Origin of the sequence: Clostridium sp. Marseille-P299, from assembly GCF_900078195.1 — a bacterium.
Lineage (GTDB): Bacteria > Bacillota > Clostridia > Lachnospirales > Lachnospiraceae > Lachnoclostridium.
The window spans coordinates 1,434,241-1,446,845 of the sequence record NZ_FJVE01000007.1; the positions used below are offsets into that span (position 1 = coordinate 1,434,241).

Here is a 12,605-nt window from a genome sequence, read left to right on the forward strand (position 1 = left end):
ATACAAAGGAGTGATTTTATGAATATCAATTCGGGGTATTATAACTTTTCTAATTCACTATTTTCAACGAACAATCAAAGTTCATCAAAACCAAACAATATATTGGGAGACTATCTAAGTATTAAAAATGGTAGCTATAAAAAATTATTAAGAGCTTATTATGAAAAGCAAGAAGCAGAAGGAAATGATACCAGCAGTATATTAGGAAGTGACACCAGTGGTATCTTAGGAAATGATACCACAACAAAAGCAGAGTATGTTACTGCAAAGCAAGATGCGGATAGTTTAATGAAGGCAGCCAACAAGCTTTTGGCAAAAGGTAAGGATTCTTTATTTAACAAGAAAGAAACTACCGTAACAGATGAAACAACACTAGTAGAGACAACTACATTAGAATATGATATGGATTCGATTAAAGGTGCGCTTAAGAACTATATTAAAGCCTATAATTCAGTTTTAGATTCTGCAAGTAATACAGATAATGTGAACATTTTACGAAAAGCTACGTTCATGACAGGAGCAACCACTGCGAATTCTAAATTACTAGATAAAATAGGTATTTCAGTAAGCGGTGATAATAAATTATCACTGGATGAAACGAAATTTAAAGATGCTGATATTAGTGATATTAAGACCTTGTTTCAAGGAAATAATTCTTATGTTAGTAAGGTTTATATCAAGGCATTCGAGATTAGCAACCAAGCATTGGCTGGTGTTAATGGAAATAAACTTTATGGGGCAAACGGAAAGTTTAATTCAGGAAATATGAGCGGATCGTATTATAACGGATTTTATTAGTATTTACAGGACAATGAAAACAGGGCAAGAGCTAGTTTTCATTGTCCTATTTTCTTTATATAAGGATTCATCGATTCTGTAAAAACTTTCTCTAGAATACGCTATCTTCTATAAAAGTATATTATTTTCATATTCTTTTTAAATCCATTATTAGGTGTCTATAATTTATTCTTACTTTTTAAATAACAAAATAAATTCCAATATTTGAAAATGGAAATATTTTGTAATATAATAATAGATATGACAACATGTCTTACTAAAAAGGAGAGTGAAAATGTGATGAGTATTACAAACAAGTTAAACAATGTATTAGATGGTTGCATTCTAATGCTTCTAAATGATAAATCATTAAATTTAAAAGAGATTATGAATGAATTAAGAGAATACGGATTGAAAGATGTGAATGAAGGTATTTTATATCCAGTACTTTTAAAATTAGAGGTAGAAGGACTATTTAAAATCCATAAAATGGATCCAGATGAAGGACCAATCCGTAAATATTATTCTCTTAGTGAAAAGGGAAAATTACAATTAAATGATTATCAAGCTGTTTGGAGTAATTTGCGTATCATCATTGATAACATAATGGGGGTATATACAGTTTATGATAAAAGATAGGCAAGATACAGTACAAAACAATCAGAATGTTGAAAAATATCTAAAGAGTGAATATGCCTTGGAGTATTTAAAGTTGTGTGCTTTTCTGAAAGAAAGGGTAGAAGAGGATAAGTTAAATGATGTAATGCAAGATATCTTGGTATTGCTATACGATGCACAGAAAGAGAGTCGGGTACCAGAAAGTATTTATGGTGATGATATAGAAAGTTTTTGTAAAAAGATATCGGAGGGCCTTCCTCATGAGAAAAAAATACGAATAAATAAAAAACGGAAAACGGTAATGAAGTACCGAGTAGCTATTGGTATATTGTGTTTTGGAATTATTGGAGTGATGATCTATAACAAATTATCGTTAAATGGAACGATAGGTGTTTTAAAAAACGGATTAGCTTTTATGGTACAAAATAACGATTATAACGTCGAGTTTGAAAATACTAGCACATTTTATGAAGTTGAAGTAGACCTTAGCAATCTTGAAAGTAATATTGGTAAAGTAATCTATGATGATGGACAGTGTATAATAGATATTGATCATATTGTGAAAGAAAATAATGGTGTTTATAATGTTTTTTTTCGTACCCATGGACGATATAATAGACATGGTGGAACCCTTGTTACTCCAATATATAAAAGCTCATTAAATGATACTAAATATTCTATAGTTGAGTATCATTTAATTGATGGTACATCATATAGCGGTTTTACAGCTCAGGAAAAGCCAATAAAAGAAGAAAATATTAGTGACGTTATTGTTGGTAAAATGCAGGTTCTTTTGGATGGAATGCCTTATGCATGTAGCCTAAGTACATTTGATTCATTGAAATATAAAGACGGTGATATATTTGGTTTTTATTTATTTACAGTAGATAACAATGAAAAAGAAAAAGACGAAGTCTTGCTTAAAGATAAAATTGCAGAAGCAAAAGGAAGGGTTACATTACGACTTTATGATTTAATAAAAACAACATGGAAGCGAGATGTAATTGAATAACTGATATGAAAAAAGGGCGTTACTAAATGTCAATAAAACATTTGGTAACACCCTCTTTTTTCTTTTATAACTTTTTGATGATATATTATCTCACAACTAATTTCTTTAAATCCTCATAGAAACTAGGGTAGGAGATATTAACACATTCAGCGCCCTTAATTTTAGTAGTACCTTCTGATGCAATTCCAGCAATGGCAAAGGACATTGCAATTCTGTGATCTTCCTTACTATCAATTTCAGTACCGGTAAGTGGTGATTTTCCGTTAATAGGAGTTTGCCCACGAATGATCATTCCATCCTCAGTAGCCTCTACATCAGCGCCCATCATCTTTAACTGGGTAACCATAACATCGATTCGGTTACTTTCTTTTACTTTTAATTCAGCAGCATCTTTAATAATTGTTTCACCTTCTGCAAAACAAGCCATAACAGCAATCATTGGTATTTCATCGATTAAACGAGGAATTAAAGAACCACCAATGGTTGTACCATGTAGCTTGCTAGAGCGTACACGAAGATCGCAAGTCGCTTCAAATTCAGTATTTCTTAAGTTTTCAATTGTTACATCTGCACCCATTTGTTTGCAAACTTCAAGGATACCATCTCTTGTTGGGTTGACACCAACGTTTTCAATTAGAATCTCAGAGTCTGGTATTAAAAGTGCAGCAGCGATAAAATAAGTTGCAGAAGAAATATCTCCAGGTACCATGATCTTAGATGCAGTTAATTTTGCATTTGGCTCAATGGTAGCAGTTGTATTTTCAGTATGAACACTTGCACCAAATTGACGCAACATAATTTCAGTGTGATTTCTTGAAACATAAGGCTCAGTAACTGAAGTTTTATCCGTTGCATAAAGACCTGCAAGTAAAATAGATGACTTTATCTGTGCAGAAGCAACAGGGGAGTTATAGTGTATTCCATGTAGTTGCTTTTCATAACCACCAACATTGCGAAGTCTAGAGGAAAGTGTACCATTGATTCGAAGAGGTGCACAACCATTTGAGTTAATACTTAAAATATCAGCACCCATCATACTAAGTGGAGTAATGACACGTTCCATAGGACGTTTTTGGATGGAGGAATCCCCACTAAGTCTAGTTTCAAATTTTTGCCCAGATAAAATACCAGAAATTAAACGTAGTGTCGTACCACTATTACCCACATCAAGGATATCGTTAGGTTTACTTAACCCGTAGAGTCCTTTTCCTTGTATTGTTACGGTACCTTTTTCTTTGTTATTATCAATTTCAATACCCATTTGTGAAAAGCAGCGTATGGTTGATAAGCAATCTGCTCCTTGTAAAAAGTTTGAAACTTCAGTTTTTCCCTCGGAAATAGCACCAAACATCACTGCACGATGAGAGATGGATTTGTCACCTGGTACGGATAAGCGACCAGATAATTGATGTACTTTTTCAAATTGCATAGTAATCTAAACTCCTTTTCCAATTTGGTTGCTTCGCAAATCGTTTGGATTCATTAACTGCGTTCATACAAAGTGTAATTATGTCCTTTTAACAAAGCTACGGCTTTTGTCAAATCATCTTCATTATAAAATTCGATACGCAATACACCTTGTTCAAATTCTCTGTTATGAACAATTCCAATATTTTTAATATTAATCGTATTACTTCCAAGAAGGGTTGCAATAATAGCAATCGCACCAACTTCATCTGTAATATCAATATAGATTTCATGAATGCGATTCATCATGCCACGACTGTTTGGAATTAGACTTCGATATGTATTGGCAGTATCAAAGATTTCATAAAGATATTGTTCATCCTCTTTTTCAAGGGCATCCACAACATGATTTAGGGAATCAATGTATTGTTTTAAGAAATGTTTGATACTTGAAGTATTTGTCAAACAAATATTTTGCCACATAATAGGAGAGGAGGAAGCTATTCTTGTAATATCTTTAAAACCGCCTGCAGCTAATGTACGCATTTTTTCTTCCGAATCATCCGAAGTGCGAACCAGATTTACGAGTTGAGCAGCAATGATATGTGGAACGTGACTGATTGCTGCTGTAATGTTATCATGCTCATTATAATCGATAACCAAAGGAATTGCATTCATTTTCTTAATTAAATTTGTGAAATAGCTAAGGACACCTTGATCGGTATCCTTAGTTGGTGTCAAAATATAGTATGCATTTTCAAGTAATAATGAATTTGAGTTTGCATATCCAGTACGTTCTGATCCAGTCATTGGGTGGCCACCTATAAAATTCTTTGTGAGTGAAAGTTCATTCACGGCTTCATGAATATTTCCCTTTACACTTCCAACATCAGTGATAATACAGGTAGGTTTTATAATTTCCTTTAAGTGCTTCAAATACTCAATATTCATTAAGACAGGAGCGCATAAAAAAATGATATCGCAATCTTTAAAATCTTCGGATAAATTTTTAGATATTTTATCAATGGTACCATCTTCTAAGGCAAGAGAGAGTCCACCATTGACTCCAGTTGTGTGATAATCATAAGCAATATTATAAAATGTTTCAGACGGATTCTCATTCTTTTTTGTTAATGAGGAAGGAATGGTTCCATCAATTTCTTTTAAAGCTCTTGCAATGGAACCTCCAATGAGTCCAAAACCAATAAAGCCAACGATTGTAGTATCCATAGTAAACCTACCTTTCTTAGAAGAATTTATTTTCAAGCTTAGCATATGGACGCAATTTTTCACACAAAGTTTCAAATTGAGGGAATGTTAAGGATTGAGGACCATCAGATAATGCAGTAGCAGGATTTGGATGAGTTTCAATCATAAGACCATCTGCACCAGCTGCAATCGCTGCTTTGGCAAGAGGTTCTACATAATTTCTAACACCAGTCGCATGACTTGGATCTACGATAATTGGTAGATGACTCTTTTCTTTTATTACAGGAATTGCACTTAAATCTAATGTATTTCTTGTAGAAGTCTCAAAGGTTCTAATTCCTCTTTCACATAGCACTACATTAGGATTACCTTCTGCCATAATATATTCACTTGCATTTAACCAATCATCGATGGTTGCAGCAAGTCCACGTTTTAAAAGAACTGGCATACCAGTTTTACCAACTTCTTTTAATAGATAGAAGTTTTGCATGTTACGAGCGCCGATTTGTAGCATATCTACATATTTCACAGCAGCTTCAATGGCCTCTAAACTTGTTACTTCACAAATCGTTGCTAAACCGGTTGCCTCACTCGCTTCTTTCATGTATCTAAGACCATCTACTTCAAGTCCTTGGAAAGAGTATGGGGAGGTTCTTGGTTTATAAGCACCACCTCTTAAAATTTGTGCACCAGCTTTTTTAATAGCAAATGCTGTTTCAAGTAATTGTTCCCTCGTTTCTACAGCACATGGGCCGGACATAATAACTAATTTATTGCCACCGATGCTTGTATTTCCAACTTTAATTACGGATGGTTCTGGATGAAATTTTTTGTTAGCTAACTTGTAACTTTCGGTTACAGCTACAATACGTTCTACATCTTCTTCCACTTCTAGGTTTTTATCACTTAATCTAGATTTATCACCAACTACACCAATGATAGTTACTTGCTTTCCAGTGGAAAGATGGGCTTCTAATCCGTTTTCTTTTATAATTCGAAGAATATTCTCAATGGAAGATTCTTTTGCTCCTTGTTTCATTACTATAATCATAATATTACCTTACTTTCTACAAATATTTGGTTTCATTTCTTGCTATTTCTAATTTTGCAAATAAGCCTTAGCTGGCTCCTTACACTTTCATTGTAACATGAACCAAAAAAAGTTTGTGTTCGTTCTGCAACAATTGCTTTTGGAAGATGAGTTTGTACACCACTCACTTAGCCAATATTTATTCTAACGTTTTTGTAATTGTAACGCAATATAATTATAATGTCAATACTGTAATACATTACAGCGTAACGCTGTAAAGCAGATTAGTAAAAATGCAATCTAAAATGTAAATAAAATAAAGAGGAAAATACGATTATACATGAATTTAAGGAGAAAAATGTCGAAATGTGAAAATATAGAATATATTTCGTGATAAATTAAGATAGTTAAGCATAAATCAAAAAAGATTTGTGATAAATACATAAAACAGTTGTAAATTAAATGTAAATTTAGTAAAATAAGTACATGAAGTAATGAATCTATTTCATAAGGAATAACATGCAAAATCAATCTAAAGAAAGGATTTTTTAAGTAGCTGACAAGGTAATTATTATTTTGGCAAGAGGGTGTTACGTAACAACTAAATAAAGAGGCAAGGTAATTCATAGCCTTACGTGCAGAAAGTTTACTTGTATCACTCCTTGACTATTAAGTATTGGAGGACAACAGACATGGAAACTTACAAATACGAAAAAATTCGAAACGTTGCAATGTTAGGACATGGTGGGTGTGGAAAAACAACATTGGTAGAAGCAATGGCGTATACTACAGGAATTATAAACCGACAGGGCAAGATCGAAGAAGGTAATACCATTAGTGATTTTGATAAAGAAGAAATTAAACGTCTTTTTTCAATTAGTACAACATTGGTGCCAATTATTTGGGAAGATACCAAAATTAATATCCTAGATACTCCGGGTTACTTTGATTTTGTTGGAGAAGTAGAAGAAGCATTAAGTGCTTGTGATGCTGCTGTTATCGTTGTCTCTGCAAAGGCAGGAGTGGAAGTAGGAACGTTAAAAGCATGGGAATACTGTGAAAAATATAAACTTCCTCGAATGTTTTTTGTAACTGATATGGATGATGATAATGCTAGTTTTCGAGCAGTCGTAGAAAAATTGCAAGAATTGTATGGCAAAAAAATTGCTCCATTTCATTCTCCGATTCGTGAAAATGAAAAATTTGTTGGTTTTGTTAATGTTGTTAAAATGGCAGGTAGAAGATTTACAAAATTAAGTGAATATACAGAGTGTCCGATTCCTGATTATTCGAAGGAATATGTGGATAAATATAGAGAAGCTTTATTGGATGCAGTTGCAGAAACATCTGAGGAGCTTATGGAAAAATATTTTGAAGGAGAGGAGTTTACTCCACAGGAGATTTCAACTGCATTACGTAGCAGTGTAATTGATTGTAGCATAGTACCAGTATTAATGGGATCAGGGCTGAATGCACAAGGCTCGAATATGCTATTGCAAGCAATTGAAAAGTATTTCCCATCGCCAAACAAACAGGTGATAACGGGTAGAAATTTAAAGACGGATTCAACCTTTGCTGCAGATTATGATGCAAATAAGCCGATGACAGCTAGAGTATTTAAAACAATTGCAGATCCGTTTATTGGTAAGTTTTCTTTAATTAAGATTTGTTCAGGAGTCCTAAAATCAGATGCGGTGGTATACAACGCAGAAAGAGATACCGAGGAAAAATTAAGTCGTTTATATATTCTTCGCGGAAAAGAACAGATTGAAGTAAAAGAACTTTATGCTGGTGATATCGGTGCGATTGGTAAATTATCCAATACCTTAACAGGAGATACACTCTCCACAAAGGCAACTCCGATTGTATATGATCGACCTAAAATTTCAACTCCGTATGCTTATCTTAGATATAAGACAAAGAATAAAGGTGACGATGATAAGGTTTCACAAGCAATGGCTAAATTAATGGAAGAAGATTTAACACTTAAAATTGTTAATGATGTGGAGAATCGCCAAGCATTAATCTATGGTATCGGAGAACAACAGCTTGAAGTGGTTGTAAGTAAATTACTCAATCGCTACAAAGTAGATATTGAGCTAAAGAAACCAAGAGTAGCTTATCGTGAAACAATTCGTAAAAAAGTTAGGGTACAAGGAAAGTATAAAAAGCAATCCGGTGGTCATGGCCAGTACGGCGATGTGCATATGGAATTTGAACCACTTGGAGATACCGATAAATCTTATGAATTTGAGGAGAAGGTCTTTGGAGGATCCGTTCCTAGAAACTTCTTCCCAGCAGTTGAGAAAGGAATTGCAGAAAGTGTTTTAAGAGGACCACTAGCGGGCTACCCAGTAGTGGGAATAAAGGCTACCTTAGTAGATGGCTCCTATCACCCTGTTGACTCTTCTGAAATGGCATTTAAGATGGCTACGATTCAAGCCTTTAAACAAGGTGTCTTAGAAGCTAGCCCAATTCTATTAGAGCCAATCGTTTCATTAAAAGTTGTAGTACCTGATAAATTCACAGGAGATATCATGGGAGACTTGAATAAGAGACGTGGTAGAGTGCTTGGAATGAATCCACATTACAATGGTAAGCAGGAAATTGTAGCAGATATACCAATGTCCGAGACATTTGGTTATGCAACAGATTTGCGCTCCATGACAGGTGGTGTAGGGGATTATTCCTATGAGTTTGCAAGATATGAGCCAGCACCTTCTGATGTACAATCAAAAGTTATTGAAGAAGCAGCACAAAAATCCCAAGAAGATAACGAATAATTTAATCATATCAAGTACGATTCCTACTTGTGAAAGCTTGGGAATTTAAATTTAGTAATTAAAAGATGTAGTAAGAAAACGTGTAAACGTTGATTTCTTACTACATCTTTTTCTACCTCAGAGAATTTGTAGTATTTAAATAATTTGTTGTATCATTTGGTATTTTGTTCAAGCATTATAAGTTAGATGGAAAATCCTACATATTAAAATATTATTAAAATTTCACAAATAATATACAGAATTATCGGAAATTTATTGACATTATGATAAAGAATGTTTTATATTGGTATATAAAGCATCAAAAGTTTTGGATGTTTTGAGTACGATATAAAAAGAAGAGGATAGACATATGAGTGATACAAATAATCAAGATCTTTTGAACGCAATAAAGATTATGAGAAAACGAGGAACAGATGAGTCCATAAGCCAGATGATCGATGAAGTCATGAAGGCTCAATTTTTAATGCCAGCATTTGTTACAAAATCTGGTGATGACGCAGGATATAATGCAATTGATGATAAAACAGAAGTAAACTATCGCTATATAAAGGACAAAAATGGTGATAAATACTGTTTAGCATTTACAGATTGGTCTGAATTAAGAAAATGGAATAACGGTGATAATCAAGAAGCAGTCCTTTCAACATTTGATAATTATGCTGAGTTAGTTCTAAACGATGAGTTTGGATTTAAAGGTTTTGTAATTAATCCTTATGGAGAAAACTTAATATTTAAAAAAGAGTTAGTAGCTTCTTTAAAACAACAAAAACAAGAGCGTATGAATGCTAAGATTTATCTTGGAGAACCAAAGGAACAACCAACTGAATTGTTAACAGCAATTTCAGATTATCTTAAAGAATTACCAAATGTGAATGCTGCATATTACAGATTAATGTTACAGGGCAATGTGCAAAGTCATTTAATCGTTGTTGATCTTACAGGGGATATGGATGAAACCTTTGATAAGATAGCTGATAAAGCATTCCCATTTTTAAATGATAAACTATTTAAATTAACTACGATTGATACTAATTTAGGAAAAGATGCAATTAAAGATTTAGATCCTTTTTATAAAAAGTAAGCAATTAATTAGTTAAAACGATAGAAATTTTTAATACAAAGACAATGTGCACAAAAATAATCAAAAAGTTTGGAATCTGATAGTTTAAAATCACTATATATCACCTCCTATTTGTAGTAAAATATAGATATTACCAAAGTGGATAAGCTTTTATTAAAAGCTAGGCCTAATGTAATATTACTATTCATTTACAAATAGGAGGTGTGTTTATGTTCCAAAAAAAGCTAATTGCACTTGTATTAGCCCTTGCTCTTGTAGTACCTACGACAGTTTCTAACATACCAAAGAGTAAAGCTGTGGCAGCAGATTCCGCTACTACTTATGGAAATCTAATCTATCAGGATTTTGAATCAGGACTAAATGGTTGGGTTCCAAGAGGAATTGATGCAGAAGTTGTTGCTATAAGTACAGAAGAAGCTTATTCAGGATTGAATAGCGTAAAGATTAGCAATCGCAGCAAGACATGGCATGGTGCTACATGTGACATGACGAATGAACTAACACTTGGGGAGACTTACGTATTTGGAATGATGTTTAAGTATACTGGAAGTTCTTATTCTAGTACACAAAAATTTAGTTTGCAGTTGCAGTATAATGATGGTGTGAATGATCAATACAAGACGATAAAATCAGCGGCCGTAACAAAAGGTCAGTGGACATTATTGCAAGGAGAATATACAATTCCTACGGATGCAACTAATGTTTACGTCTATGTTGAGACAGAGTATAAATCCTCTCCATCAGCACAAGATTTTATGGACTTTTACATTGATGACTTTACAGCAACACCAGCGGTTTTACCAGAGATTGAGAAAAATATCGCAAGTTTACAAGATGTATTTGCGGGTTATTTTAATATTGGAGGTGCAGCAACCGCAAGTGAGATAGCACCATTACCTGCAAAAGATTTGGTACGAAAGCATTATAATAATTTAACGTTTGGAAATGAATTAAAACCAGACGCAGTTTTAGATCATGCAGCTACAATAGCTTATATGGAAGCAAATGGTGGAAATCAGGTGAATCCACAAGTGAATTTAAGAGCAGCAAAAACTTTACTTGAATTTGCAAGAGATAACAATATTCCTGTCCGGGGACACACATTGGTTTGGCATAGTCAAACGCCAGATTGGTTTTTTAAAGAAAATTATTCTATGGATTCAAGTGCAGCATGGGTTTCTAAAGAAGTCATGTTACAACGACTTGAAAATTACATAAAGAATCTAATGGAACTCATTAAGACAAGCTATCCAACGGTAGAATTTTATGCGTGGGACGTTGTAAATGAAGCGGTGGATCCGAATACTTCTACCGGTATGAGAAACCCTGGTTCTAATAATGTTACTGCAGGTAATTCACTATGGATGCAAACAATTGGAGTAGAATTTATAGAAAAAGCCTTTGAATATGCCAGAAAATATGCGCCAGAAGGTTGTAAACTTTTCTATAATGATTATAATGAGTACGAAGATAAGAAGAGTACATTTATCTTTAATATCTTAAAGAATTTAAAGGATAAAGGTTTAGTGGATGGCATGGGCATGCAATCCCATTGGGTTATGGAATATCCAAGTATTAGCATGTTTGAATCCTCCGTTCGTAAATACAATTCTTTAGGTATTGAGATTCAGTTAACAGAGCTTGATATAAAACAACCAGATAACAGTACTTCTGCATTAGCAGCTCAGGCGAGTCGTTATAAGCTTTTAATGAATAAAGTACTTTCATTGAAAAAAGAAGGAATTAATATTACGAACGTAATTTTCTGGGGAGTTACAGACAAAACAAGTTGGCTTGGTGGATATCCATTATTATTTGATGGAAATTATAAGGCAAAGCCAGCATATTATTCGATAATCGAGGGTGTTACTCCAATGCCGACAGTAACGCCAACAGTAACACCGACGGTAGTACCAACGATTATTCCGACAATAACACCAACGGTAGTACCGACGATTACGCCGACAGTAACACCAACGGTAGTACCAACGATTACGCCGACAATAACACCAACGGTAATTCCAACGATTACGCCAAGCGTAACCCCAACTGTAATACCGACGATTACTCCAACGGTAACCCCTTCATTAACTCCAACACCAACGACTATACCAGTGGAGGGAAAACCTGTTGTAGCAGTAACTACGAAACATAATGGTAATTATATAAGTCAACAATATACGGTTAGCGCATTATCGGGTACCATTGATTTATCAAAAGTTACAATCGTTTATACGGCAGATGGAATGAGTTCAGTAGCTCAAAATCTATGGTTTGATAATGCAGCATTGCAATTAAGCGTTTCTCCGTGGTACGTATCTATGAATGGAAATATATCTGGAATAATTAGTAACAAGGAATTAACGCTTACTATTACGAAAGGGAACACACTTGCCCAAGGGGAAGGTAAGCTAACCCTAGACCTTCGATTTGCAAAACCAGATTGGTCAGTGTATGGCGAATTTACAAATGCTGTTGTTAAAGTTTATTATAATGGTGAATTAGTGCAATAAGATAATTATATAAGGCTTTTGTAAAAGTAAGCTTAAGCTACTTTTATAAAGGCCTTATTAGTTTGTATAAACCAAATTGTTTTTCTTGTGGAAATAATAAAAACATGTTATATTAGGTGTGGTTTAAAAAAGTATAGAATTCGAATGATAATACAAGTTAGTTTATAAATACCTA

9 protein-coding genes are annotated in these 12,605 nt (G+C 33.8%); 6 read left to right on the forward strand and 3 right to left on the reverse strand.

Annotated features, from left to right (window positions below):
* Positions 1-18 precede the first annotated feature (18 nt).
* The 3 genes from BN4220_RS14160 to BN4220_RS14170 all read left to right on the forward strand — a co-directional run bounded on the left by BN4220_RS14160 (position 19) and on the right by BN4220_RS14170 (position 2,407).
* Positions 19-798, forward strand: a complete 780-nt coding sequence (locus BN4220_RS14160; protein WP_066717648.1) for a hypothetical protein — start codon at positions 19-21, stop codon at positions 796-798.
* Between the two features lie 279 nt (positions 799-1,077).
* Entirely contained in the window at positions 1,078-1,416 is a 339-nt protein-coding gene (locus BN4220_RS14165) for a PadR family transcriptional regulator (protein WP_066717651.1), read from the forward strand.
* Complete coding sequence (locus BN4220_RS14170; protein ID WP_066717655.1) at positions 1,403-2,407, forward strand: hypothetical protein; 1,005 nt, start codon at positions 1,403-1,405, stop codon at positions 2,405-2,407. Before BN4220_RS14165 ends, BN4220_RS14170 begins: the two co-directional genes overlap by 14 nt.
* Positions 2,408-2,492: 85 nt before the next feature.
* Here the strand turns inward: BN4220_RS14170 and aroA are convergent, their stop codons facing one another.
* Genes aroA through aroF form a run of 3 tightly spaced genes read right to left on the reverse strand, consistent with a single transcriptional unit; the run spans position 2,493 to position 6,074 of the window.
* Positions 2,493-3,836 carry a 3-phosphoshikimate 1-carboxyvinyltransferase gene (gene aroA, locus BN4220_RS14175; protein WP_066717658.1) on the reverse strand — a complete coding sequence of 448 codons (1,344 nt, stop codon included), beginning with the start codon at positions 3,834-3,836 and terminating at the stop codon, positions 2,493-2,495.
* Positions 3,837-3,889: 53 nt separating this feature from the next.
* A complete protein-coding gene (locus BN4220_RS14180; RefSeq protein WP_066717661.1) occupies positions 3,890-5,044 on the reverse strand; it encodes a prephenate dehydrogenase in 1,155 nt (384 codons plus the stop codon).
* A gap of 16 nt (positions 5,045-5,060) precedes the next feature.
* Positions 5,061-6,074, reverse strand: a complete 1,014-nt coding sequence (gene aroF, locus BN4220_RS14185) for a 3-deoxy-7-phosphoheptulonate synthase (RefSeq protein WP_066717664.1) — start codon at positions 6,072-6,074, stop codon at positions 5,061-5,063.
* A gap of 671 nt (positions 6,075-6,745) precedes the next feature.
* Here aroF and fusA point away from each other — a divergent pair.
* From fusA to BN4220_RS14200, 3 genes are all read left to right on the forward strand, one after another.
* A complete protein-coding gene (gene fusA, locus BN4220_RS14190; RefSeq protein WP_066717666.1) occupies positions 6,746-8,836 on the forward strand; it encodes an elongation factor G in 2,091 nt (696 codons plus the stop codon).
* A 349-nt stretch (positions 8,837-9,185) separates the two neighbouring features.
* Positions 9,186-9,917 carry an enhanced serine sensitivity protein SseB gene (locus tag BN4220_RS14195; protein ID WP_066717669.1) on the forward strand — a complete coding sequence of 244 codons (732 nt, stop codon included), beginning with the start codon at positions 9,186-9,188 and terminating at the stop codon, positions 9,915-9,917.
* A gap of 209 nt (positions 9,918-10,126) precedes the next feature.
* The gene (locus BN4220_RS14200; RefSeq protein ID WP_066717673.1) at positions 10,127-12,430 is read left to right on the forward strand and encodes an endo-1,4-beta-xylanase; all 2,304 of its coding nucleotides are present in this window, start codon (positions 10,127-10,129) and stop codon (positions 12,428-12,430) included.
* The last annotated feature ends 175 nt before the right edge of the window (positions 12,431-12,605 follow it).

Excerpts from the sequence above, each read along its gene's own strand:
- aroF (WP_066717664.1), bottom strand. The coding sequence starts at position 6,074 with ATGATTATAGTAATGAAACAAGGAGCAAAAGAATCTTCCATTGAGAAT.
- BN4220_RS14180 (WP_066717661.1), bottom strand. The coding sequence starts at position 5,044 with ATGGATACTACAATCGTTGGCTTTATTGGTTTTGGACTCATTGGAGGT.
- BN4220_RS14160 (WP_066717648.1), top strand. The coding sequence starts at position 19 with ATGAATATCAATTCGGGGTATTATAACTTTTCTAATTCACTATTTTCA.
- aroA (WP_066717658.1), bottom strand. The coding sequence starts at position 3,836 with ATGCAATTTGAAAAAGTACATCAATTATCTGGTCGCTTATCCGTACCA.
- BN4220_RS14165 (WP_066717651.1), top strand. The coding sequence starts at position 1,078 with ATGAGTATTACAAACAAGTTAAACAATGTATTAGATGGTTGCATTCTA.
- fusA (WP_066717666.1), top strand. The coding sequence starts at position 6,746 with ATGGAAACTTACAAATACGAAAAAATTCGAAACGTTGCAATGTTAGGA.
- BN4220_RS14170 (WP_066717655.1), top strand. The coding sequence starts at position 1,403 with ATGATAAAAGATAGGCAAGATACAGTACAAAACAATCAGAATGTTGAA.
- BN4220_RS14195 (WP_066717669.1), top strand. The coding sequence starts at position 9,186 with ATGAGTGATACAAATAATCAAGATCTTTTGAACGCAATAAAGATTATG.
- BN4220_RS14200 (WP_066717673.1), top strand. The coding sequence starts at position 10,127 with ATGTTCCAAAAAAAGCTAATTGCACTTGTATTAGCCCTTGCTCTTGTA.